The organism is Pseudorhodobacter ferrugineus DSM 5888 (assembly GCF_000420745.1).
Lineage (GTDB): Bacteria > Pseudomonadota > Alphaproteobacteria > Rhodobacterales > Rhodobacteraceae > Pseudorhodobacter > Pseudorhodobacter ferrugineus.
This window is the reverse complement of the sequence record NZ_ATVN01000010.1, coordinates 1-25,233: the sequence shown is the minus strand read 5'-3', so window position 1 is coordinate 25,233 and position 25,233 is coordinate 1. Positions and strand designations below refer to the sequence as shown.

The 25,233-nt window shown below is 58.8% G+C and carries 20 protein-coding genes; 9 read left to right on the top strand and 11 right to left on the bottom strand.

Features of this window, described 5'->3' with window-relative positions; genetic code table 11:
- Window position 1 precedes the first annotated feature (1 nt).
- On the bottom strand, window positions 2-2,614 hold the full coding sequence (clpB, locus tag G560_RS0110290) for an ATP-dependent chaperone ClpB (RefSeq protein ID WP_022704228.1): 2,613 nt from the start codon (window positions 2,612-2,614) through the stop codon (window positions 2-4).
- A gap of 217 nt (window positions 2,615-2,831) precedes the next feature.
- On the opposite strand from clpB, the gene G560_RS0110285 reads away from it, so the two are divergent.
- Window positions 2,832-3,035: a hypothetical protein gene (locus G560_RS0110285; RefSeq protein ID WP_022704227.1), complete on the top strand. Its 204-nt coding sequence runs from the start codon at window positions 2,832-2,834 to the stop codon at window positions 3,033-3,035.
- A 9-nt stretch (window positions 3,036-3,044) separates the two neighbouring features.
- On the opposite strand, the gene G560_RS0110280 is transcribed toward G560_RS0110285, so the two are convergent.
- Window positions 3,045-3,818 carry a hypothetical protein gene (locus G560_RS0110280; protein ID WP_022704226.1) on the bottom strand — a complete coding sequence of 258 codons (774 nt, stop codon included), beginning with the start codon at window positions 3,816-3,818 and terminating at the stop codon, window positions 3,045-3,047.
- Between the two features lie 127 nt (window positions 3,819-3,945).
- Between G560_RS0110280 and pyrF the strand changes: the two genes are divergently transcribed.
- The 5 genes from pyrF (at window position 3,946) to radC (ending at window position 9,564) form a co-directional block, all read left to right on the top strand.
- A complete protein-coding gene (gene pyrF, locus G560_RS0110275) occupies window positions 3,946-4,650 on the top strand; it encodes an orotidine-5'-phosphate decarboxylase (protein ID WP_028913962.1) in 705 nt (234 codons plus the stop codon).
- Between the two features lies 1 nt (window position 4,651).
- Complete coding sequence (locus G560_RS0110270; RefSeq protein WP_022704224.1) at window positions 4,652-5,272, top strand: TIGR02466 family protein; 621 nt, start codon at window positions 4,652-4,654, stop codon at window positions 5,270-5,272.
- A 231-nt stretch (window positions 5,273-5,503) separates the two neighbouring features.
- Entirely contained in the window at window positions 5,504-7,408 is a 1,905-nt protein-coding gene (dnaK, locus tag G560_RS0110265; RefSeq protein ID WP_022704223.1) for a molecular chaperone DnaK, read from the top strand.
- A gap of 75 nt (window positions 7,409-7,483) precedes the next feature.
- Window positions 7,484-8,632, top strand: coding sequence for a molecular chaperone DnaJ (dnaJ, locus tag G560_RS0110260; RefSeq protein WP_022704222.1), 1,149 nt, complete (start codon window positions 7,484-7,486; stop codon window positions 8,630-8,632).
- 167 nt (window positions 8,633-8,799) lie between these two features.
- Window positions 8,800-9,564 (top strand): RadC family protein, encoded by a 765-nt coding sequence (radC, locus tag G560_RS0110255; RefSeq protein WP_022704221.1) that lies wholly within the window; start codon window positions 8,800-8,802, stop codon window positions 9,562-9,564.
- Here the strand turns inward: radC and G560_RS0110250 are convergent.
- From G560_RS0110250 to secA, 3 genes are all read right to left on the bottom strand, one after another.
- On the bottom strand, window positions 9,561-11,048 hold the full coding sequence (locus G560_RS0110250; protein ID WP_022704220.1) for a phosphate ABC transporter substrate-binding/OmpA family protein: 1,488 nt from the start codon (window positions 11,046-11,048) through the stop codon (window positions 9,561-9,563). The genes radC and G560_RS0110250 overlap by 4 nt on opposite strands.
- An 18-nt stretch (window positions 11,049-11,066) precedes the next feature.
- Window positions 11,067-12,116 carry a hypothetical protein gene (locus G560_RS20310; RefSeq protein ID WP_022704219.1) on the bottom strand — a complete coding sequence of 350 codons (1,050 nt, stop codon included), beginning with the start codon at window positions 12,114-12,116 and terminating at the stop codon, window positions 11,067-11,069.
- Between the two features lie 202 nt (window positions 12,117-12,318).
- Window positions 12,319-15,018 (bottom strand): preprotein translocase subunit SecA, encoded by a 2,700-nt coding sequence (gene secA / locus G560_RS0110240; protein ID WP_022704218.1) that lies wholly within the window; start codon window positions 15,016-15,018, stop codon window positions 12,319-12,321.
- Between the two features lie 201 nt (window positions 15,019-15,219).
- Here secA and G560_RS19015 point away from each other — a divergent pair, with 201 nt between their 5' ends.
- The 3 genes from G560_RS19015 to G560_RS0110225 all read left to right on the top strand — a co-directional run bounded on the left by G560_RS19015 (window position 15,220) and on the right by G560_RS0110225 (window position 18,038).
- A complete protein-coding gene (locus G560_RS19015; RefSeq protein ID WP_022704217.1) occupies window positions 15,220-16,131 on the top strand; it encodes a peptidylprolyl isomerase in 912 nt (303 codons plus the stop codon).
- Between the two features lie 138 nt (window positions 16,132-16,269).
- Window positions 16,270-17,556: a bifunctional glutamate N-acetyltransferase/amino-acid acetyltransferase ArgJ gene (gene argJ / locus G560_RS0110230; protein ID WP_050525284.1), complete on the top strand. Its 1,287-nt coding sequence runs from the start codon at window positions 16,270-16,272 to the stop codon at window positions 17,554-17,556.
- Window positions 17,557-17,639: 83 nt separating this feature from the next.
- On the top strand, window positions 17,640-18,038 hold the full coding sequence (locus G560_RS0110225) for a (deoxy)nucleoside triphosphate pyrophosphohydrolase (RefSeq protein ID WP_022704215.1): 399 nt from the start codon (window positions 17,640-17,642) through the stop codon (window positions 18,036-18,038).
- A 401-nt stretch (window positions 18,039-18,439) separates the two neighbouring features.
- On the opposite strand, the gene infB is transcribed toward G560_RS0110225, so the two are convergent.
- The 6 genes from infB to G560_RS20640 form a co-directional block, all read right to left on the bottom strand.
- Window positions 18,440-20,980, bottom strand: coding sequence for a translation initiation factor IF-2 (infB, locus tag G560_RS0110215; protein ID WP_022704213.1), 2,541 nt, complete (start codon window positions 20,978-20,980; stop codon window positions 18,440-18,442).
- The gene (locus G560_RS0110210; protein ID WP_022704212.1) at window positions 20,977-21,612 is read right to left on the bottom strand and encodes an RNA-binding protein; all 636 of its coding nucleotides are present in this window, start codon (window positions 21,610-21,612) and stop codon (window positions 20,977-20,979) included. Before G560_RS0110210 ends, infB begins: the two co-directional genes overlap by 4 nt.
- Before the next feature lie 15 nt (window positions 21,613-21,627).
- Window positions 21,628-23,244: a transcription termination factor NusA gene (gene nusA / locus G560_RS0110205; protein WP_022704211.1), complete on the bottom strand. Its 1,617-nt coding sequence runs from the start codon at window positions 23,242-23,244 to the stop codon at window positions 21,628-21,630.
- A 30-nt stretch (window positions 23,245-23,274) separates the two neighbouring features.
- Complete coding sequence (gene rimP, locus G560_RS0110200; RefSeq protein ID WP_028913961.1) at window positions 23,275-23,889, bottom strand: ribosome maturation factor RimP; 615 nt, start codon at window positions 23,887-23,889, stop codon at window positions 23,275-23,277.
- A gap of 144 nt (window positions 23,890-24,033) precedes the next feature.
- Complete coding sequence (locus tag G560_RS0110195) at window positions 24,034-24,810, bottom strand: transglutaminase-like domain-containing protein (RefSeq protein ID WP_022704209.1); 777 nt, start codon at window positions 24,808-24,810, stop codon at window positions 24,034-24,036.
- A gap of 146 nt (window positions 24,811-24,956) precedes the next feature.
- On the bottom strand, window positions 24,957-25,233 hold a 277-nt coding region (locus G560_RS20640; protein ID WP_155947222.1), incomplete at its 5' end, for a transposase.

The following is a 25,233-nucleotide window of genomic DNA, read 5'->3' as shown; positions in this document are numbered from 1 at the left end:
TTTAATGCACCGCCGCCACCGCTGGCTTTTCGCGCTGTGACGCGCTGATACGGTCGCCGATCAGCAACCCGTCGGCACTGGCCGACACGGCAATCGTGGTGCCGTCCAGCACATCGCCCGCAAGGATCATCTCGGCCAGCGGGTCTTGCAGGCTGCGTTGGATCACCCGCTTCAAAGGCCGCGCGCCAAACACAGGGTCATAGCCTTCATCGGCCAGCCATTGCAGCGCGTCCTTGTCTAGTTCCAGCGTGATCTTGCGGCTTGCAAGGCGCTTTTCCAGCCGTTTTAGCTGAATGGTCACAATGCCTGCCATGTCGTCACGTGCCAGACGGTCAAAGATGATCGTCTCGTCCAGACGGTTCAGGAACTCAGGGCGGAAATGGGCGCGTACGGCGTCCATCACTTGCGCCCTCGCAGGGGCTGGGTCTGCGCCATCGGGCATCTGGCTAAGCGCAACAGCGCCAAGGTTTGATGTCAGGATAATCAGCGTTTGCTTGAAATCCACGGTGCGGCCCTGACCATCGGTCAAAACCCCATCGTCCAGCACTTGCAACAGCACGTTGAACACATCGGGATGCGCTTTTTCCACCTCATCGAACAGCACCACCTGATAGGGGCGGCGGCGCACGGCTTCGGTCAAAACCCCGCCTTCGTCATAGCCGACATAGCCGGGAGGCGCACCGATGAGGCGGGACACGGCATGTTTCTCCATGAATTCACTCATGTCGATCCGCACCATAGCCTGATCGTCGTCGAACAGGTATTCGGCCACAGCTTTGGTCAGCTCGGTTTTACCCACGCCCGTTGGCCCAAGGAACAGGAACGACCCCAAAGGCCTATTCTCGTCATTCAACCCAGCGCGCGCACGCCGCACCGCATTGGCCACGGCTTTCAGCGCTTGGCGTTGGCCGATGACGCGTTTGCCCAGCTCATCCTCCATGCGCAGCAGCTTGTCGCGCTCACCTTCCAGCATCTTGGTGGTGGGGATGCCGGTCCAACGTTCGACCACTTCGGCGATTTGTTCGGGGCGCACAGCCTCGGATACCAGCGCATCCGATTCCAGACCTTCGCTCTCGGTCAGCTTCTTTTCCAACTGCGGGATGATGCCATAAGACAGTTCCCCCGCCTTGGCGAGGTTGCCTTCGCGTTTGGCGGTGTCCAGTTCGGCCCGCGCGCGGTCCAGCTGTTCTTTCAGGTTACGGCCCGCTTCCATCTGGTCGCGTTCGGCTTGCCACTTGGCGGTCATGCTGTCGGACCCTTCCATCAGATCGGCCAGTTCCTTTTCCAGCTTTTCCAACCGGTCCTTGGACGCGGTGTCGTCTTCCTTCTTCAACGCCTCGGCCTCGATCTGCAATTGCAGGATCTGGCGGTCCAATTGGTCCAATTCCTCGGGCTTGCTGTCCACTTCCATACGCAAGCGGCTGGCGGCCTCGTCCATCAAATCAATCGCTTTATCCGGCAAGAATCGATCCGTGATATAGCGGTGGCTTAACGTGGCCGCCGCGACCAAGGCAGAGTCGGAAATGCGTACACCGTGGTGCATTTCATACTTGTCCTTGATCCCGCGCAGAATGGAAATCGTATCCTCCACCGTTGGTTCTTCGACCATCACAGGCTGGAACCGCCGCGCAAGGGCTGCGTCTTTTTCCACATACTTGCGGTATTCATCCAATGTTGTCGCACCAATACAGTGCAATTCCCCCCGCGCCAGTGCGGGCTTAATCAGGTTGGCGGCATCCATCGCGCCATCGCCTTTGCCCGCGCCGACCAGCGTGTGCATCTCGTCGATGAACAGAATAATCTCACCCGATGCCGCCTCGATTTCCTTCAGGATTGCTTTCAAACGCTCTTCAAACTCACCCCGATATTTCGCGCCCGCAATCAGCGCGCCCATATCCAGCGCCATCAGCTTTTTGTTGCGCAGGGACTCGGGCACATCGCCATCAATGATGCGAAGGGCCAAACCTTCGGCAATCGCGGTTTTGCCCACGCCGGGTTCGCCGATCAGGACGGGGTTATTCTTGGTCCGGCGGCTCAATACCTGCATGGCGCGGCGAATTTCCTCGTCGCGGCCGATGATCGGGTCAATCTTGCCTTGGCTCGCCGCCTCGGTCAGGTCGCGCGCATATTTCGACAAGGCCTCGAACGTATCCTCGGCGCTGGCACTGTCTGCCGTGCGGCCTTTACGGATGTCATTGATCGCGGCGTTCAGGCTTTGCGCGTTCACGTCACCCGCCACCAGCGCATCCTTGGCGTTGGTGTTGGTCATCGCAAGCGCGACCAGAATCCGTTCAACCGGCACAAAACTGTCGCCCGCTTTCTTGGCGACCTTCTCAGCCTCGTCCAGCACCCGTGCGGTGGCGGGGTCCATATAGGGCTGCGCATCGCCCGTCACTTTGGACATTTTGCCCATGCTCAGGTCCAGCGCCTGCACCACAAGCGTGGGGTCGCCCCCTGCGCGGCGGATCAGGTTGGCCGACATGCCCTGATCATCATCCATCAAGGCCTTTAGCAAATGTTCGGGGGCAAGCCGCTGATGACTTTCGCGGGCCGCAATCGTCTGGGCCGCTTGCAAAAAGCCGCGCGACCGCTCCGTGAACTTTTCAATGTTCATCGGTATTCTCCTTTTTCATAAAGCACCCGACCTTTGAAATGCCCTGTTGCGGCACATCCCATCCTCGGGCCTCAGACTAAATTTGGGGGCGCGGCCCCGATGATTCAAGCAGTTGTGAACGACCAACCCCTAAAAATTCGGAAACTAAATCTTCATTTATACGTTGTTACCCTAAGCAGGCCGGTTATTCGGCTGCTGGCTTGAAAGGATACGACCAATGGCTATAACCGCCACCAGAATTGCCGATGTGGTCTATGATGCCGCCCGCCGCCATTATTATGCGGCGGTGGAATTTTTCGCCCCCGGTCTGCCTGTGCCCTTGCGGGTTGGTGTCACCCTACCCGCTGCACCAACAATTTCGCACACGCATCTGGTGCGCGGCTTGGTGCATGCCGCCGAACGCCAAATCCTGCGGCCTTAGCCGCCGAACTTAACCCTTCTCCTTGGCCTTCAACAGCTTGGCAGGCCGCATCGCCTCAGCCGCTTTGAACAGGCTGAACGTCTGGTTCACATAGTTCACGGCCCCCGAAACCTTTTCCATATAGGCCTCCAGCGCCTCGGTCCGTTCCGCTTCGACCATTTGCACGGGCCGGTCGGGGCCGTTCGCCTCAAACTGGCAATAAAACAGCGGCTCGCCACGGCGCAAAATCAGGTCCTTGGTCGGGTCATGCCATTCAAACGCCCACATCAAGGGGCGCGGCCACAGGTTGATCGGGAATCGCCCGCCAAAAATTGTGCCGGGCAGCGGGTCAGGGCGGTAATGCGCGAATGTGCCCAGCTGCGTCATATATACCGTCTCATCCGAGATAAAGCAGTAGGGCAGCATCAACTGCACTGTGGGCCGGTCGGGAAAGCGCCATTCGGCCTCATTCACCAACACCATGACCTCGGAAATCTTGTTCGACCGGATAGGCGACGCCGCCCCTGCCCGATTTATCAAATGCGCCTTGCCCTTGTCATCGCGGCCAAAGCCGATGTGCAAATCAAACGGACATTTCACCACGAAATAGCGGCTTTCCATCTGAATGACCGCAGGGCAGCGGCTGGCCGATTTGGCATGGGTCTTGCTGGTTTGCCGCACGATCAATCGTTCCGGCGGGTCGTATAAAACCGCGCCTTTGTCCTTGGCCAAAAACCAACCCACCGTGACGGGGCCAGACATTGGGCCATCCTCGGGCCTTTCAAACTCTAGGTTAATCTTCATGCTCGGCCTCATTTTTACTTTTGTAGCGATTGAATCCTTCCCAGTGCCCCAAGTCAATGTGCCGTGCTTGACAGGCCCGCGAAATGCGCCCATCACGCAGCGGTTTCACGCAAGTTAGGGGATGGATATGGCCGATGACCGTTTGATCGTGGCGCTGGATGTGCCGAATATCGTGCAGGGGCAGGCCTTGACCGACCGTATCGGTGACGCGGTGTCCTTTTACAAAATCGGTCTGGGCATGCTGACGGGCGGCGGTTTGGCCCTTGCGATCGACCTGAAACAAGAACACGGCAAGCGCATTTTTCTGGATATGAAATTCTTTGACATTGGCGCCACGATCGAGGCTGCCGTGCGCGGTATTGCCCAATATGATCTTGATTTCCTAACCGTCCACGGCGACCCGCAAGTCGTTCGCGCGGCCAAACAAGGGGCCGCTGGCACCAACCTTAAAATCCTTGGCGTTACCGTCCTGACATCACTGGACCGCGCCGATCTGGATGCCAACCTGATAAAACCGGGCGATCTTGCCCAAATCACCCTTGAACGCGCCAACAACGCGCTCGAGGCGGGGGCCGATGGTGTCATCGCCAGCCCGCATGAGGCCGCATTGATCCGCGCGTTGCCTATCGCGAATGGCCGCCTGATCGTTACCCCCGGCGTGCGCCCCACAGGCTCGCCCTCCGATGACCAAAAACGCATCGCCACCCCCGCCAACGCCATTGCCGCAGGGGCCGACCATATAGTCGTGGGCCGCCCGATCTGGCAACATGCCGACCCGCGCGCGGCCGCGCAAATGCTGGTGTCGGAACTGCCACAACGTCAAGGAGCCTGACATGCCCCAAATCGACAGCCTGTTCGTCACCCGCTTCTACCGCGCTGCCCTGTCCGAACTGGGCCGCGCCCCCACGCCCGAAACGCTGGAGGACACCTGCCTTGCCATCGCCGAAGATGACACCGCAGGGCAGGATTGGTGCGAGGAAAACCAGTTTCCGGGCTATACCTCCTACGCCTCGCTCGCCGATCTGGCATGGCGCGACCCCACGTTCAAAGACCTTGTCAAAGTCATCGACAAACATGTCATGGCCTTTGCCGCCGATCTTGCCTTTGACCTTGATGGCAAAAAGCTGAAACTCGATTCCATCTGGATCAACATCCTGCCCCAAGGCGGCACGCATTCCTCGCATATCCATCCGCACAGCGTCATTTCCGGCACCACTTACGTCTCGGTTCCCACCGGCGCAGGTGCCCTGAAACTGGAAGATCCGCGCTTGGCCATGATGATGGCCGCCCCTGCCCGCAAAAAGGACGCCCCCGAAAACTTGCGCACGTTCATCTATGCCAAACCTGCGCCGGGCGACATTTTGCTGTGGGAAAGCTGGTTGCGCCACGAGGTGCCGATGAACATGGCCGAGGATGACCGCATCAGCATCAGCTTTAATTACGGTTGGGAATAACCGCCCAACGCGGTGAAAACCAACCGTTCCCTAACAAACCCGTCGCAATTTCCGGCAATTGAGATGAAAAACCAAGGTCACAGGTGCTTGCAGGGGTCCAATGTGGCCCCTATATACGCTCGGTAGCCGGAAAAGGCGGCCGTGCCTAGCCGTCTACAACTGGGATCGGGGATCAGGGGCCATAACGGGCCTGATCGCCATAACATCGCCGCATATGAAGAGGTATTTATCATGGCCAAAGTCATCGGGATCGACCTCGGGACGACCAACTCCTGCGTAGCTATCATGGATGGTTCGCAACCCCGAGTCATTGAAAACGCAGAAGGCGCGCGCACAACGCCGTCTATCGTTGGTTTCACAGAAACAGAACGTCTGGTCGGCCAGCCCGCCAAACGTCAGGCTGTGACCAACCCATCGAACACCGTCTTTGCGGTAAAGCGTTTGATCGGCCGTCCGATCAACGACAGCCACATTGCCAAAGACAAGAAAAACCTGCCCTACGAATTGGTAGACGGCGGCAATGGCGATGCGTGGGTGAAAGTCCGCGGAGAAAAATATTCGCCCAGCCAGATCTCTGCCTTTATTCTGGGCAAAATGAAAGAAACCGCCGAGAGCTATCTTGGCGAAGAAGTGACCCAAGCGGTTATCACCGTTCCGGCCTACTTTAACGACGCCCAGCGTCAGGCCACCAAAGACGCCGGCAAAATTGCCGGTCTTGAAGTGCTGCGTATCATCAACGAACCAACGGCTGCGGCATTGGCCTATGGTTTGGATAAAAAAGAGGCTCGCACGATTGCGGTCTATGACCTTGGTGGCGGTACGTTCGACGTGACCATTCTGGAAATCGACGATGGTCTGTTCGAGGTGAAATCCACCAACGGCGACACCTTCCTTGGTGGCGAAGACTTCGACATGCGGATCGTGAACTACCTCGCGGATGAGTTCAAGAAAGAGCATGGCGTTGACCTGACCCAAGACAAAATGGCGTTGCAGCGTTTGAAAGAAGCCGCTGAAAAGGCCAAGATCGAACTGTCGTCCAGCCAACAGACCGAAATCAACCAGCCGTTCATCTCGATGGGCACATCTGGCACACCGCTGCACATGGTTATGAAACTGACCCGCGCAAAATTGGAATCGCTGGTTGGCGATCTGATCAAAGCGTCGATCAAGCCATGCCAAGCCGCGTTGAAAGATGCGGGCCTGTCCACATCCGACATCGACGAAGTGGTGCTGGTTGGCGGTATGACCCGCATGCCGCGCGTTGTGGAAGAAGTGACCAAATTCTTTGGCAAAGAGCCCCACAAGGGTGTGAACCCTGATGAGGTTGTGGCGCTTGGTGCCGCCATTCAGGCCGGCGTTTTGCAAGGCGACGTTAAGGACGTTGTTCTGCTGGACGTGACCCCGCTGTCCTTGGGTATTGAAACCCTTGGCGGCGTGTTCACCCGCCTGATCGACCGCAACACCACGATCCCGACCAAAAAGTCCCAAGTCTTTTCGACCGCCGAAGATAACCAGAACGCCGTGACGATCCGCGTGTTCCAAGGCGAACGTGAAATGGCAGCGGATAACAAGGTTCTGGGTCAGTTCAACCTTGAAGACATTCCGCCCGCGCCACGCGGTATGCCGCAAATCGAAGTGACCTTTGACATTGACGCAAACGGTATCGTGTCCGTAGGCGCCCGCGACAAAGGCACTGGCAAAGCGCAGAACATCACCATCCAAGCCTCGGGCGGGTTGTCCGACGAGGATATCCAGAAGATGGTGAAAGACGCCGAGGAAAATGCCGAGGCCGACAAAGAGCGCCGCGCGCTGGTGGAAACCCGCAATCAGGCCGAAAGCCTGCTGCATTCCACCCGCAAATCGTTGGACGAACATGGCGACAAGGTGGACCCATCCACCGTAGAGGCCATCGAATTCGCGATGCAGCCGTTGGAAGAGGCGCTGAAAGGCGACGATTCCAGCAAGATCAAAGGCGCGATCCAGAACCTGACCGAAGCCGCGATGAAGCTGGGCGAAGCGATCTACAAGGCCAGCCAAGAGGCCGAGTCGGGCGAAGAGCCTGATGAGGCGCGGTCGGTTGACGATGATATCGTTGATGCCGACTTTGAAGATCTGGGCGAGAAAAAGCGGAAGTAACACCGCGGGAACGACAGACGGGGCGGCCTTGAGTATCGGGCCGCCCCTCTGCCGTTCAAAGAGCAGAGGTTTGCCATGGCAAAACGTGATTATTACGAGCTGCTCGGGGCCGCACGCGGCGCTTCGGCGGAAGAGCTGAAAAAAGCGTACCGCACCAAAGCCAAAGAGCTGCACCCCGACCGCAATTCGGACAACCCCAAGGCCGAAGAGCAGTTCAAAGAGATTAATGAGGCCTATGACGTCTTGAAGGACGCCGATAAAAAGGCGGCCTATGACCGTTACGGCCACGCCGCCTTTGAAGGTGGCATGGGCGGGCCGCGTGGTGGTCAGGGTGGTGGCGGACAAGGCGATTTTGCGTCGGCCTTTTCCGATGTGTTCGAGGATTTGTTCGGCGACTTTATGGGTGGCCAACGCGGTGGCGGCGGCCGTTCGCGCGCGCAACGCGGGTCTGACCTGCGTTATAACCTGCGCGTGTCGCTGGAAGAGGCCTATTCGGGCATCCAGAAAACCATCAACGTGCCAGCATCCGTGGCATGCGAACCCTGCCGCGGGTCTGGTGCCGAAGGCGGCGCCGAACCTGTGACCTGCCCGACCTGTTCAGGCATGGGTAAGGTACGGGCGCAGCAGGGTTTCTTTACCGTCGAACGCACCTGCCCTACCTGTAACGGCATGGGCCAGACGATCAAGAACCCTTGTAAGAAATGCGGTGGCGCGGGGCGTGTGGAACAAGAACGGGCGCTGTCGGTCAACATTCCGGCGGGCGTCGAAACGGGCACCCGTATCCGGCTGGCCAGCGAAGGCGAGGCGGGCTTGCGCGGCGGGCCATCGGGCGATTTGTACATCTTTATCGAGGTGCGCGAACACGCGATTTTCCAACGCGAAGGCGCGCATCTGTTTTGCCGCGTGCCGGTGACGATGGCGACCGCCGCCCTTGGTGGTGAGGTCGAAGTCCCGACGATTGACGGTGGCAAAAGCCGCGTGAAAGTGCCTGGTGGCAGCCAAACCGGCAAACAAATGCGTCTGCGGTCCAAGGGCATGCCCGCGCTGCGCGGGGGCGGGGTTGGCGATATGCTGATCGAACTGGCGGTGGAAACGCCGGTGAACCTGACCACCAAGCAAAAAGAGTTGCTGCGCGAGTTTGAAAAGCTGTCCGAGGACAACAACCCCGAAGGGCACAGTTTCTTTTCCAAGGTGAAAACTTTTTGGGACGGGATGAAGGGCTAAGGGGCTGCCACAGCTGGGGGCATCGAACCCCCGCCTGTGGCCCTGACGGGTCTTTTGCTTGTGATGCCTTGCACCGGGCAGCAGCGTTTGAGTATTTTTCCAAAGATGAAGCCCCAGGTCAGGTTTGATTAACGCTTCCTTTACCAAGGCTGTGTCAGCTTGTTGGTATGAGCCAAAGCAACGCCTTTCATGAAGCTGCCATGCCGCTGTTTGCCGAGATGGATGAGGTTGTGCCTGTGGCGGGGCCGTCGGGCAAACTGCCATCCTATATCGCCGATCATCGCAAGCGGTTGCGGGCACGGTTTATGGAGGGCGGGGCGGCGGCGATGCCGGATTACGAGCTGTTGGAGCTGGTCTTGTTTCGCGCCATCCCGCGGCAGGATGTAAAGCCCCTTGCGCGGAGGTTGCTGGATACCTTTGGTGACTTTAACCGCGTTGTGACGGCCCCCCCTGCGCGGTTGGTATCGGTGCAGGGCGTGGGTGATGCCGTGGTGCAGGAATTGAAGATTGTCGAGGCCTCGGCCCAGCGCATGATGCGGGCGCGTGTGATGAACCGCGCGGTTTTGTCATCCTGGGATGCGCTGCTGGATTATTGCCATACGGCCATGGCGCATGGTGAAACGGAACAGTTTCGCATTCTGTTTCTGGACCGCAAGAATGTGCTGATCGCCGATGAACAGCAGGCGCGCGGCACGGTAGACCATGTGCCGGTGTATCCGCGCGAGGTGGTCAAACGGGCGTTGGAGCTGAATGCCAGTGCGTTGATTTTGGTCCATAACCATCCGTCAGGCGACCCGACCCCGTCGGAAGCAGACATCACGATGACCGGCCAGATACAGGATGCGGCACAGGTATTGGGGATCACCTTGCATGACCATCTGATCATTGGAAAAGAGCGGGAGCTGAGTTTTCGCGCAGAAGGTTATCTTTAGGGTTCCGCATCCCGCGCGGGGTGGGACCAAAGTTCAACACGTCGGTTGATTTGGCGGCCTATGGCGGTGGTGTCGCAGGCCATCGGCAGCGCCTCGCCGAACGCCTCGACCGCTGGCATTTGCGCCGCTGTTAAATCTGGAGCCGCATTGCGCAGTGCGCTGCGCACCGCTTCGGCGCGGCTTTTGGACAAGGCGAAATTCACCGCCGCCACCCCCGTGCCATCGGAAAAGCCTGCAAGCATCAGATTTTCACCATCAAACCGCCCCGCCGCAATTTGGCGGGCAAGATCGGCAAGGTTGTCGCGGGAATGCGCGTCCAGCTGCGCCGACCCGTCTTGGAACCGGAACGTCAGCGACAGGCGTTGCCCGCCCGTCATCGCCGCCGCAAGCCGTTGCAAATCGGCCAGCGGCACCTCGGGTCCTGCGTTTCGAATTGCCCCCAGCAGCCGCGCGCCATCCTCGGTCAGTGGCGCTGCGCCCAAGCGACGATCAATAAAGCCCGCAGCGGCGACGACCGCTTGGGCCGTATCGGTTGCAAGATATTCCAGAAATTCGCGGATCAGCAGGGGTTGGCGGTGGCGCGCTGTGGCCAAAAACAAGGGCGCGGTCAGGGGGTAATCCTCGGCCTTGACCGCAAGCGGTGTGGCCTGCAAAGGAAAGCCGCAAGCATCGGTCAAGGGCAAGGCCCGTGCGGCCCCGTGTTCGGATTGCCCAATCAGCGCAATCGCCCAAGGATCGCGCGCCACGGCGGCGGCAAGGGCCTTGGGCGTGGGGTGGCGCGGACCGGCCGCCAGCCCCCCCACCCGTGCGCGAATGGCGGGGGCCAGCGCTGCATCTTCGGTCAACCCGTGCACAACGATCGGCATATCGGGGCCGCCGATCGCCTGCCAATTTGTGACTGCACCGGTCAAAGCCGCCGATAAATCGGAGCTGGAAATCGCCGGAAAGCGGTTCTCGGCCGCAACTATCGGGATCAGCACCTCAAGCGCCAAGGCGCGGCTGCGCAACCCCGCAGGGGCCGAAAACCCGATTGTGAGGGCGGCTCTACGTGCCAGAACCGCTGTCATCGCGGCATCTGCATCCATCGGCTGAAACGATATCCGCGCCAAGGGTTGGCCCGGGTCGGGTGCCAAAATCTCGGCCACATCGCCCGCAACATACACAAGCCCCCGCGACGCCGCGAACCCTGCAAACAGCGCAGGCAAGACCCGCTCGGCTGGCCCCGAGGGCCCGACAACCGTGATCATCGCCAAGGGTGCGGTCAGGTCGGGGCAGGCCGGACCCTCACAAATCACCCCTTCCGCATCCACCGTCAGCCCGCCATAGCCCGTTTCAATGCGATAAAATTCACCGTCATAGCTGATCAATTGGCCGTTCAGCGCCAGCCCCCCATCACGGGCGGTCAGCGTGACATCTTGTGCCACCCCTTGCTGTGCAAGAAAGAGCGCCGCGAAAATCGCAGCGCCCCTGTAAATCAGCCGCATAAAACCCCGCGTGCGATATCAGTTCGCTGCGGCCAGTTTCATGTCAGGAAGCGGATTGTTCAACACCAGAACGTCACCAATCGCATCACAAGTTGGCGTCGCCATGGTTAAATCGGTTTTTACCACTGTTCCGCCCTCACTCAGCAACACTTCGCCCAGCAATTCGCGGTCGCAGGTGGCATCGGTCACGCTGGCCTCAATGGTCAAGTCTACCTTGGCAGTCTGTTCCATCGGAAAGGTATATACCTCGGCCAACATCGGCAGGGGTGCCGTCCGGTCGCCAAGCAGGGTCATGTAGCCGCCCTTGGTCGGAATATTGGGCAAACGGCGTTGCGGGTTGGCGGCATAGACATGGCCTTCGTCACCGTAAGCCGCGCCATCTTCGAATGCGTTGATCTGAAAGGCGTCGTCGGCCATCCATTGCACCGCAAACCGCCGATACATCGGCATATCCGCCATCGCTTCGGCAGCGTTCAGCTCCACTCCATCCGCGAACAAGGCCGAAACCTCGCCGCTCGCCTCCAGTCCGGGCAGGCTCAGGAACAGCATTCCGCTGGCCGAGGTCATACCCGTCACGGCCAATCCGGCATGGCGCAGAACCACCCGTTCCGACGCACGGCATGGGGCAATCAAGGTCAGGTCAAGCGTGGCGCGGTCACTTGCGATCACGTCCAGCGTGGCAGGGCATGCTGCCTCGGCTGTTTGCGCGGTTGTATCTGGCAAGGCCGACGTCTCCGGCAAGGCCAGCGTGTCTGGCAAAACGACCGGCGCATTGGTTTGTTCCATCGGTTGTTCCAACGGCGTCGGCGCAAAGGCCACATCTGGCAGAATAGGGGCCGCGGGTTCATTCGTGGCCAAGAGTGCGCTGGTCACAGGTGCCGTTGACGTGCCCAATCCGGCAGCCAACGGCGTAATCGATTTGGGTTTTTCAAGAGCTGCCGGTGCCGCCACATCTGCACTTGCCACGCGGCCTTGCTTCACATTCAGGCCATTTTGCATCACATGGCCTGCGCCAAGCGCTACGGCCACGGTTGCGGCGACCATCGCCAATTTGCGTTTCAATTCCATCACGTGCCTCCTATGGGGCTTGGCTATCCGCTAACGCTTAGGCGGCAAGCAAGGCGCGGCGATGGCAAGACTAAGGAATGTTTCCAGCAAATCGGGCAGGCCTGCCTTAGACTCGCCGCAAACAAGGGCAAAGCGGGCTACAAAACAAAAACGGGGGCCGCTTCAAGCCCCCGCTTTCAAGTCTGTAGTCACGTCAGAAAAATCAGGCGATTCGTCCGTGGCAATGTTTGAACTTGTTGCCCGACCCGCAGGGGCAAGGTTCATTGCGTCCCGTAGAATCCCAGCTTGCAGGGTTGTTCTCGTCAAATCCGCCTGTTGCTGCTGCTTCAGCTTCCGGCTCGGCAGCGGCAACCTGTACCTCACCGCTCGCCGCGCGTTGTTGGGCCAGATACTGCTCCATCGCCGTTTTTTGTTCTGCTTCGGTCAGCGGACGCACCTGCGACAGACGCAAGGTCACGTCTTGACGCAACGAGTTCAAAAGCGATTCAAACAGCCCGAACCCCTCGGTCTTGTATTCCGACAGCGGGTCACGTTGTGCATAACCGCGGAACCCCACGACCGACCGCAGATGTTCCAGCGTCAGCAAATGCTCGCGCCATTTGGCATCAATCGTCTGCAACAAAACCTGCTTTTCGATGTTGCGCATGGTCTCGGGGCCAAAGGCTTCCAGCTTTTCGGCCATCTTGGTGTCAGACGCTTCACAAATCCGCTCGCGCATTACCTCGTGGTCAACGCCTTCTTCCTTGGCCCAAGCTCCAATCGGCAGGTCCATCGCCAGCTTTTCAACCACAGCGGCGTGCAAGCCATCGGTGTCCCACTGGTCCGCATAGGATTTTACGGGCAGATAGAAATCGACCAAATCCTCGACCACCTGATGGCGCATATCCTCGGCAATCTCGGCCACATCCTCGGACTGCATAATTTCCAACCGCTGGCTGAAAATCGCTTTGCGCTGGTCGTTCATCACATCGTCAAATTTCAGCAATTGCTTGCGGATGTCAAAGTTGCGGCCTTCGACCTTGGCCTGCGCTTTTTCCAACGACTTGTTGACCCAAGGGTGAACAATCGCCTCGCCTTCTTTCATGCCCAGCTTGGACAGCACCGAATCCAACCGTTCGGACCCGAAAATCCGCATCAGGTCATCTTCCAGCGACAAAAAGAACGAAGACCGCCCCGGATCGCCCTGCCGCCCAGACCGGCCGCGCAGCTGGTTATCAATCCGGCGACTTTCATGCCGCTCGGTGCCCAGAACGAACAGACCGCCAGCGGCAATCACGCGCGCCTTCTCATCGGCATGCTCGGCTTCAATCTTGGCGCGCACGGCATCAGGATCGACTTCGGGGTCGGCTGCCAGCGCCTCAAGCACCTTCATCTCGACGTTGCCGCCCAGCTGAATATCAGTCCCACGGCCCGCCATGTTGGTCGCAATTGTCACGGCGCCAAACTTGCCCGCATCGGCCACAATCTGCGCTTCCTGCTCGTGCTGGCGCGCATTCAGCACATTGTGCGGCACACCGTCGGCCTTCAACATCTCTGACAGCGCCTCGGATTTCTCAATCGAGGTCGTGCCCACAAGAATAGGCTGACCCTTTTCATGCGCTTCTTTGATCGACACAACCACGCCTGCAAACTTGTCCTTTGCGGTGCGGTAAACCTGATCGTGTTCATCAATACGCGCGATCGGGCGGTTGGTTGGCACTTCGACCACGCCCAGCCCGTAAATTTCCATGAACTCTTCGGCCTCGGTTTTCGCCGTGCCGGTCATGCCGCCCAATTTATTATACAGGCGGAAATAGTTCTGGAACGTGACCGATGCCAGCGTGATGTTCTCGGGCTGGATAGCCACGCCTTCCTTGGCCTCAATCGCCTGATGCAACCCGTCCGACAGGCGGCGGCCCCGCATCATACGGCCGGTAAATTCGTCAATCAGCATCACCTCGCCGTCGCGCACCATATACTGCTGGTCGCGGTGAAACAGCTTATGCGCCTTCAAGGCTTGGGTGACGTGATGCACCAAGGTGCTGCTTTCGGGATCATACAGGTTTTGCCCGTCGGGCAGCAAACCCGCCGTGCGCAAACGCTGCTCGATAAACTCGTTGCCGTCATCGGTATAGGTTACGTTGCGGGTTTTTTCGTCCAGCTTGAAATGCTCGGGCAGAATTTCGGGGATCAGCGCATCGACCGACGTATACAACTCGCTCCGGTCCGTCGACGGGCCGGAAATGATCAATGGCGTCCGCGCCTCGTCGATCAGAATGCTGTCCACCTCATCCACAATCGCATAGAAATGGCCGCGCTGCGACATATCCTCGATGCTCGACTTCATATTGTCACGCAAATAGTCGAAACCCAACTCGTTGTTGGTCGCATAGGTAATATCGGCGCGGTACGCCTCGCGCTTTTCATCATCGGGCTGATAGGGGTACACAACCCCCGTCGTCATCCCCAAAGCACCGTAAACCTTGCTCATCCATTCGGCATCGCGTTTGGCCAGATAATCGTTGACCGTCACGATATGCACGCCCTTGCGGGCCAGCGCGTTCAGATAGGCCGGAAAAGTCGCCATCAGCGTCTTGCCCTCACCCGTCTTCATTTCCGCGATGTTGCCTTGGTGCAGGAAAATCCCGCCCTTCAGCTGCACATCAAACGCCCGCAACCCCAGCGCACGGCGCGCGGCCTCTCGGCAATTGGCAAACGCTTCGGGCAACAGCGCATCCAGGTTCTCGCCCGCTTGCGCGCGCACCGACAAAGTCTCGGTCTTGGCCTTGATCTCGTCATCCGTCAGTGCCTTGAATTCTGGCTCCAGCGCGTTGATCTGTGCGACCAGCGGGCGAACCGATTTCACCTTGCGGTCGTTTGGCGTTCCAAAGACCTTTTTGGCAAGTGTTCCAATACCCAGCATGTTTTCTCCGTGGCGCGTTCCTGCCATATCAGGGTTTCCTGATAGGGTCGTGCAAGCGTCCTCCCTTGCCCGCGCCCCGATCGTTCCTTAGATAGGGGGCAAGCCATGTGGTCAGTCTTACGCGACCTTCGCGATGTAAGCGGCACAGCAAGCCAAGTCAACGTTGCGCAAGCGCGCAGCTTCAGCCTAAGGACAATAAAGATGGGTAATTCGGTTAGTTTCGCGGCGATCCTCGCCTTTACGGCAACCCTTGGGGCGACCCCCCTTATGGCGCAGGAAACGGCACCCGCCGCCGCCGCGCCCGAAACCACAGCAGAAAAACCTGCCCCCACCATCCCCGAAGGTGGCGCGGATGCCGTTGTCGCAACCGTGAATGGTCAGGTCATCACGCTGGGTCACTTGATCGTGCTGCGCGCCAACCTGCCCGCACAATACCAAAATCTGCCCGATGATGTGCTGTACAAAGGCATCCTGAACCAGCTTATCCAACAAGCCGCCCTGTCGCAAAGTGTCGAAGGAACGATCGCCAAGCGTGACACATTGGCGATGGAAAATGACCGCCGTGGATACCTGTCCGGCGTAGCGCTGCAAAGCGTGGCCACAGGTGCTGTCACCGATGCCGCGCTCCAAGCGGCCTATGACGCCAAATTTGCCGCAGCCCCCGAAACCAAAGAATACAATGCCGCCCATATCCTTGTAAAAACCGAGGAAGAGGCCAAAACCATCAAAGCCGAGATCGACGGCGGCGCTGATTTTGCCGATATGGCCAAACAGCATTCCTCGGATGGCGCGGCAGCAGGCGGCGGCGATCTGGGTTGGTTTTCCCAAGGTATGATGGTCAAACCGTTCGAGGATGCCGTTGTGGCAATGGAGGTCAGCAAAGTGTCGGACCCGGTTGAAACACAATTCGGCTGGCACCTGATCAAACTGGCCGAAACCCGCATCAAAGCCGCCCCAAGCCTTGACGACATGCGCGAGGAACTGGCAGGCGAAATCGAACAAGCGGCTGTAGAAGCCCATATCCAAGCCATCACAGATGCGGCAAAGATAGAGCGTCCGGGCGAAGCCTTTGATCCGGCGCTGATGCGCGAAACCACATTGCTTGATAAGTAATCACGTCTCATAGGGGGGCACAAAATGGCCAAAACTGACTGGAAAGCCGCCGCAAAAAAGCTGAAAAAACGGCTCAAGGCGCTGAAATCCGAAGTTGAATTGCGGGTGCAAGACGCCAGCGCCAGCATTGCGGCCACGATGACCAATGTCCAAGACGCAGCGGTCGCACAAATCAACACCGTCAAGGCTGCCAAAAATGTGTCCCCCCTCGCCCCCAAAGGCGGCTTTCCAACCCTCCCCACCATCGCCGGTGCCGAATTTTCGGCGGTCGAGGCGGGAATAAAATATAAAAACCGCAAGGATGTCATGCTGGTCCGCCTCGCGCCCGGCACCTCGATTGCGGGTGTGTTCACCAAATCCACCACCCGCGCGGCCTGCGTGCTCGATTGTCAGGCCAAACTGGCCATGCGCGTGCCCGCAGGCGCTGGTGCCGCCATCATCGTGAACTCCGGCAATTCCAACGCCTTCACCGGCAAACTGGGCCAACAATCGGTCGATGCGGTTACCGGTGGCGTGGCCTCCGCGCTCGGCCTCCCGGCCTCCCGTGTGTTTTCCTCGTCAACCGGCGTGATCGGTGAACCCCTGCCGCATGACAAAATCACCGCCGTGATCGGCGATCTGGTCGCAGGCCTGAAAACCGATGCCGTCGATATGGCGGCGCAGGCCATCATGACAACCGACACCTTCGCCAAAGGCGCATCCGCCACGATCAAAGGTGACGGCGGCGATATCCACATCTCGGGCATCGCCAAAGGCTCGGGCATGATCGCCCCGGATATGGCCACCATGCTGGTCTACATCTTCACCGATGCCAAAATCACGCCTGCCGCCTTGCAAAAAATGCTCTCGCGCAACGTGGACAGCACCTTCAACGCCATCACCGTCGACAGCGACACCTCCACCTCCGACGCACTTCTCCTTTGCGCCACCGGCCAATCCGCAGCCGCCCCCGTCAAAGGCGACACTGCCAAAGCGTTTGAAGAGGCGCTGCATGGCGTCATGCTCGATCTCGCCAAACAGGTCACCCGTGACGGCGAAGGCGCCACCAAACTGGTCGAAATCCAAATCACAGGTGCCGCCACCGACCGCGATGCCCATCTGGCCGCCATGGCCATCGCCAACTCCCCTCTCGTCAAAACCGCCGTTGCTGGCGAAGATGCCAATTGGGGCCGCGTTGTCATGGCCATCGGTAAATCGGGCGCCAAGGCCGACCGCGACAAACTCTCCATCCGTTTTGGCGACATCCTTGTCGCTGAAAAAGGCTGGCGCAGCCCGAAATATTCCGAAGAGGCCACCTCCGCCTATATGAAAAACGATGAACTTGTGATCGCCGTCCATATGGGCATGGGCCGCGCGAAAAAGACGGTCTGGACCTGCGACCTGACCCACGGCTATATCGACATCAACGCAGATTACCGTTCCTAACCCTCGCTTTCTTTTCGGCTCAAATATCCTCGGGGGGTCCGGGGGGCAGACAGCCCCCCCGGCGCTGGCCCAAAAGGCACTTCATGAAAATAATCCTCGTCTCCGCCGTGGCCCTGATCGACGCCGATGGCCGCGTCCTCCTCGCCCAACGCCCCGAAGGCAAATCCCTGGCAGGCCTGTGGGAATTTCCTGGCGGCAAGGTCGAACCCAATGAGTCCCCCGAAACCGCCCTGATCCGAGAGCTGCAAGAGGAACTCGGGATCGACACATGGGCGTCCTGCTTGGCCCCGCTCACCTTTGCCAGCCACGCCTATCCCGACTTTCACCTGCTCATGCCGCTGTTCGCCTGCCGCAAATGGCAGGGAATCGTTTCCGGCCGCGAAGGGCAATCGCTTGCCTGGGTCCGCCCCGAGAACATGTCCAACTACCCCATGCCCCCCGCTGATCTGCCCCTAATCCCGATCCTGCGCGACTGGCTTTGAAAATCGCACGGTTTTGCTTCAAAAACGCCATAAAATTGCCTTAATTCACAAAATAGCTGCTGGATTTCGATCAGATTCAACTTAATATAAAGATGTAGTTAATTTGGGGATTAGCATGTTGCGAACTATCACTTTGGGCAGCTGTGTTTCGGTGCAAGGCCTGCAGGTTGGTCAATTGCCGAACGGAAATATCATCGTCCGCGTTGATGAAAAGAATTTTGTTGGCAAACCCGTCATGCCAACGCGGAAAACCTAAAACGCGAAAAACAGCGACATATCAAAAAGGCCGGGCAAATTGCCCGGCCTTTTTGATTGCCTCGCGATCACACCCTAACACGAAGGGCCTGCATGTTTTAGTTTGCAATTAATCTGGTACAGATCGATTGCAAACCACTTCAGCCTCACGCCAAACGGCGCTCCACCTCTTCGCGCTCAAAGATCTCGATCACATCGCCCTGACGAATGTCTTCATAGCGTTCAAATGCCATGCCACATTCCTGCCCGGACTGGACCTCTTTCACTTCGTCCTTATAGCGCTTCAGCGTCTTCAGCGTGCCTTCATGGATCACCACATCGTCACGCAGCAAGCGCACGCCAGCCGACCGGCGCGCAACGCCTTCGGTAACGATACAACCCGCAACTTGGCCGATGCCAGTCACCTTGAACACCTCTTTGATCTGCGCATAACCGATAAAGGTTTCGCGCACTTCGGCTTTCAACAGGCCAGATGCCGCATCCTTAATGTCATCCACCAGATCATAGATGATCGAGTAATAACGGATCTCAACACCTTTTTGGTTCGCCGACTGACGGGCAGACGCATTGGCCCGCACGTTAAACCCGATGATCGGCACGTTTGATGCCTCGGCAAGCCCAACATCCGAATCAGTGATAGCACCTACGCCGTAATGCAGCACGCGCACGCGCACTTCATCATTACCAATTTTCTCCATCGCCTGAACGATGGCTTCGGCAGACCCCTGCACATCGGCCTTCACGATAATCGGCAGCTCGGACACGTCCTTGTCAGCCTTGGCTTTCGCCATCAGCTGTTCCAGCGTCGTTGCAGCCCCAATCGCGGCGCGCTTGTCTTTGGCGGCTTTTTCACGATAGGTCGCGATTTCGCGCGCCTGCGCTTCGGTTTCCACCACGTTCAGCACGTCACCCGCAGCCGGCGTACCCGACAGGCCCAGCACTTCGACCGGGGTTGACGGGCCAGCCTCTTCCACACGCTCGCCTTGATCGTTGATCAGCGCACGCACCTTGCCCCACTGCTCGCCGACAACAAAGATATCGCCACGGCGCAATGTACCGTTGCTGACCAACACGGTCGCAACAGGGCCACGGCCCACGTCCAGTTTGGCCTCAATCACAGCAGCAGCGGCGGCCCGGTTCGGGTTCGCCTTCAGCTCCAAAATCTCGGCCTGCAAGGCAATGGCTTCCAGCAATTTATCAATGCCCATGCCGGTTTTCGCGGACAGTTCAACGTCTTGCACATCGCCCGACATCGCCTCGACCACCACTTCGTGCTGCAACAGATCAGTGCGCACTTTTGTAGCGTTGGCGTCATGCTTGTCCATCTTGTTGATGGCCACAATCATCGGCACCTTGGCAGCCTGCGCATGCTTGATCGCTTCAATCGTCTGCGGCATCACGGCATCATCTGCCGCAACAACCAGCACCACAATATCGGTCACTTGCGCCCCACGGGCCCGCATCGACGTAAATGCCGCGTGGCCGGGGGTATCAAGGAAGGTCAGCAACGCGCCACTATCGGTTGTCACCTGATAAGCGCCGATATGCTGCGTGATCCCGCCCGCTTCGCCCGACACAACCTTGGCACTGCGAATCGCATCCAAAAGGCTGGTCTTGCCGTGGTCAACGTGACCCATGATCGTCACAATCGGCGGGCGTGGCAGCAAATCGCTCGCGGCGTCAGCAACCTGTTCGATAACCTGCTCGACGTCGGCATCCGAAACCCGCACCATCTTGTGGCCGAACTCTTCGATCACCAATTCCGCAGTATCCGCGTCAATCGGCTCGTTCATTGTGACCATCAAGCCCATTTTCATCAGGCTTTTCACAACATCGGCGGCACGTTCGGCCATACGGTTTGCCAGTTCCGAAACCACGATGGTTTCCGGCACTTTCACATCGCGCACTTGCTTTTCAGGGCGGGCTTGCTGGCCCAGCGCCTTTTGACGCGCCTTTTCCTGCTTGCGCTTCATCGCGGCCATCGAGCGGGTCCGCCCACCTTCGCCGGCCAGCGCATCGTTCAACGACAAACGGCCTGTGCGGCGGCTATCTTCGGCGGCCTTGGCTTTGCCACGCGCCCCATCATCGGCGCGGCTATCGCGGTCGCGGTCAGTTTTGCTGCGTGCTGGCGCAAGTCCGGGCTTGGCACCCATCGGGCCACGCTCGTCAACCGCTGTGGTAGCGGGCGCTGCTGCCGAAGGTTTGGGCCGTGGGGCTGCTTTGGCGGCCTCAATACGCTTGGCATCGGCCTCCGCCTCGGCCTTGACGCGGGCTTCTTCATCGGCACGGGCCTTCAGCGCGTCTTCGCGCTCGCGGTCTTCGCGCTCTTTGACTTCAATCTCTTCACGCTTGCGCGCACGCTCTCCTTCGCGCTGCAACTCATCGGCGGCGCGGCGCTCGTTGTCTTCAACCTCACGGGCTTTGGCGGCGCGCAAGGCCGCAAGGCGGCGCTCCATCTCTGCATCCGAAATGCCTGCAGGGCGCTTGGACGGATCGCCCAAATGCGTTTTGCCACCGGCAGCGGGGGCTGCACCGGGCGCACCCGGCTTTGCGGGTACGACAACGCGTTTGCGCTTCGTCTCCACGACAACACTTTTCGTGCGGCCATGACTAAAACTTTGCTTCACCTGACCCGAACGGGGGGTGCCACCAAGGCCGAGGGGTTTTTTACCGTCTGTATCGCTCATGCGTCTTGTCTATCCTCATCGGCGGGATTCCCGCCTGCTTGTTCACGGAAACCCGCGAGCCTTGCCGCTTCCTCTACAACACGAAGACCGAGTCCACCAGCGGCAAGCGCCGCGTGTATCGCATGTTCGCGCCCGAATGCCAAACCCATTTCCTGAGACGACAAACAGCCGATAAACCCGTTCTTGCGTTCGGGCGGCCGCAGCTTTGATTTACCGCGTTCCGACCCGTCGCTGGCTTGCACCAAGGCAATCGCTTGCCCCTTCACCAACCAGTCCTTAACTTTCTCATAGCCCGTCACGGCCTGCCCTGCTTTGCGTGCAAGGCTTAACAATTCAATGACACGCCGCGCCAAAAGGGCCTCTACCATTTCGGCCAGCCCGTCGGGTGCCTTAACCACCTGCTTGGCCGCGCGAGAAAACAACCCCTTGGCCGCGGCTTTGGCAATCGCATCACGGTCAGCCGCGACATAAATCCCCCGCCCGGGCAAGCGGCCCAAAATATCCGGCACCACCTGCGCGTCCGGCCCCACCACAAAGCGGATCAACCCCGCTTTGGGTTGGTTCTCGCCCGTAACGATGCACCGGCGCTCCGGCCCATCCTCACGGTCTTTATCCCGACCCCCGCGCGCCATATCGGTCAGAGGCCCTTAGGCCTCTTCCTCCTCGGCGTCAGCCTCGTCATCGGCATCGTCTGCGCCTTCCAACTCGGTCGGGTCAACCCAACCCAGCATGACCCGCGCGGTCATAACCAGATTTTGCGCCTCTTCCAGACTTACGTCAAACTTTTCCAGCACACCTTCATCCTTGACGCGCACACCTTTTTCTGTGGTCCAGCCACCGGCCAGTTCCCAGTCGGCGCAGGTCGCGAAATCTTCCAGCGTCTTGATGCCATCATTCGCCAAGGCTTCCAGCATTTGCGGGGTAAGCCCTTCAAAGTTAATCAGACTTTCCTCAACGCCAAGGGCCTTTGCAGCCTCCATCGCTTTGGTATTGGCGGCTTCAAGGTATTCCCGCGCACGTGTCTGCAACTCGCCCGCCGTCCCTTCATCAAACCCGTCAATCGACAGCAATTCGTCGGTCTCAACATAGGCCACCTCTTCCAAGGTGACAAAGCCTTCGGCGACCAGCAGTTGCGCCATCATTTCGTCGATGTCCAAAGTTTCCATGAACAGGCCGGTCCGCTCGGCAAACTCTGCTTGGCGGCGGGCCGATTCGTCGGTCTCGGTCACGATATCAATGTCCAAACCGGTCAACTGGCTGGCCAACCGCACGTTCTGACCACGACGACCAATTGCCAGCGACAACTGCTCATCCGGCACAACCACTTCGATCTTGCCGGCCTCTTCGTCGATCACAACTTTACTGACTTCGGCTGGCTGCAACGCGTTCACAAGGAACGTCGCCTGATCTTCATTCCACGGAATGATGTCGATCTTTTCGCCCTGCAATTCGTTCACAACGGCCTGCACACGGCTGCCGCGCATACCAACGCAAGCCCCCACAGGGTCGATGGAGTTGTCATAGGAAATCACTGCAATCTTGGCACGCGACCCCGGATCACGGGCAACGGCCTTGATCTCGATGATATTGTCGTAAATCTCTGGCACTTCCATCTTGAACAATTCGGCCATGAACTGCGGATCGGTGCGCGACAGGAACACCTGCGGGCCACGGGCCTCACGGCGCACATCCTTGATGTAGCAACGGATACGGTCGTTCGGGCGATAGGATTCGCGGCCGATCTTTTCGTTCCGGCGCAGAATCGCTTCGCCACGGCCAATATCCACGATGATATTGCCATATTCCTCACGCTTGACCTGACCGTTGATGATCGTGCCCTTGCGGTCTTTGAATTCTTCATACTGGCGGTCACGCTCAGCCTCACGTACCTTTTGCAAGATAACCTGCTTGGCCGATTGCGCCGCGATCCGGCCCAGATCAACAGGCGGAACCTCATCCACAATCAGATCACCGATCTGCGGGTCCGCCAAATGCGCCTTGGCATCCTTGACGTTCATCTGGGACTGATAGTTTTCAACCTCGTCATCCGCCACAACCGTGCGCACCCGCGTAAACGTCGCGCGGCCCGTGCGGCGGTCAATCGCCACGCGAATATCCAACTCGGCCCCGTAACGGGACTTTGCGGCACGGGCGAGCGATTCTTCCATCGCCTGAATGACCAGATCAGGGTCAATCATCTTCTCGCGCGCAACGGCTTCGGCCGTTTGCAACAGTTCAAGCTGGTTTGCAGAGGTAATCGCCATAGTCTCTCTCCCGAAGGTCGGCTGTTGCCGTCAGTGTTTCGTTACAGGGGTCTCATCGGCCACATCAGCCTCGTCCCCTTCGGATTCTTCAATCTCGTCAAAATCATTCGCGTCATAATTGCCGCTCGCCTTTTTCTGGCGCAGCATTTCCGCGATCAGATCATCGGTCAAAACCAGCTTGGCATCCGAAAGCCATTCAAACTCCAACCCGATGGTCACAGGCTCTTTGCCATCATCAAGCTCGATCAACACCTCATTGCCCTCGATCCCGCGCAAAATGCCTTTGAAACGGCGGCGGCCATCAATCAACTCGGTCGTCTCGATCCGCGCCTCATAATCGGCCCACATGTCGAAATCCTTCAACCGCGTCAGCGGGCGGTCAATCCCGGGGCTGGACACCTCAAGCGTATAGTTATCCTCAATCGGGTCCTCGACATCCAAAATCGCCGACACGGCTGTCGAAATTGTCGCGCAATCCTCAACGATAATCCCGCCTTCGGGGCGGTCCGCCATGATCTGCAAAATCTTCAACTTGCCGCTCATCAACCGGATACGCACCAATTCAAACCCCAAATCCTCAATGGCTGGGGTCACAATCTCGGCAAGGCGACGGTCAATCGCGGTTTTGGCAATCAGGTCAGACATCGGGCGCATCCATTCGCAAAAGGTATCCCAAAACAAAAAACGGGCCAACAGGCCCGCGTCAGGTTCCGGTAGCTTCAGGTTTGGACCCTGAAACAGCTGTTATTGGTGATATAGCCCTCCCCCCCGCTAATTGCAAGCGCAACCTCAGGCCCGCCGCACGCTCACCTCAATGCGCACAGGCTGCACCGGCTGCTCGGCCTCCATGAATGCCACATCCCCCGCATCGCGCCCGACCCCGATAATCACCAACCCATCGGCATGGCTCATCCGCGTCGCATCAATCAGGTGCCACGCGCCGCCCAGCCACACCTGCACCACGGCATGAAAATCGGGCGGGTTCACCTCCGCCCCATACACCGACACATACCGCGCCGGAATCCCCGCCGCCCGCGCCAGACTACACACCAAATGCGCAAAATCGCGGCACACACCCTGCCCCGCGTTAAACGTATCAATCGCCGTAGTGGTCGACGATGAACTGCCCCCGACATAGGCGATCCCATAGGCGACCCAATCCAAAATCGCCGCAACCTTGGCCCCGCCCGCCAAATGCCCGAACTGCACCGCCACAAATTCGGTGAACAGGTCCGATTGGCAATAGCGTGACGGGCGCAGATAGGTCAAAACCTCGGGCGGCAGCCCATGCATCGGGTCCGCGGCCAACAGGTTCAGGTCCACCTCCGCGCGCGCCACATCCACCGTGGCCCCATACCGCAGCACAAACCGCTCGCCCGTCACAAAGGCCCAAACCCGCGCGCCAACCCCGCCCTCGCCCGCCATCCGCTGCAAACGGGCATGGTCAATCTCCAGCAAGCTATCCACAACCACCTGCCCCTCGGTCTGCGCCGCCTCCAGCGTCAGCAAGATCGGCTGATCGGCTGTGATCTGATACTCAATATCAACACGGATCGAAACACGCATGGGCTTGCCTTTTCTGGGGGTGAAACGGCAACGCATATCGCGCAAGGCCAAACGCCGCAGTATCGGACAAGCGCCACAGATGTAAGACGCAATCGCCCCCCCGCGTAGCGTCCGTTTGCGAATGGTTGCCATCTTAGGTTCAGGACTCATAACCAGAATATGACGGTTGCAGCGAGTGCAATTGCTGACAGGAATACCTTTGGACAGCGGTCATAGCGGGTTGCGACGCGTCGCCAATCTTTGAGCCTGCCAAACATTCTTTCGATGCGGTTGCGGCGTTTGTAACGGCGCTTGTCGTATCGAATGGTCTTGTTGCGTGATTTGCGACCTAGGATACAGGGCCTTGTACCCCTTTCTGACAAGGCTTCGCGGAACCAGTCGGCATCATAGCCTCGATCTGCAAGCAGCCATTCTGCATTTGGC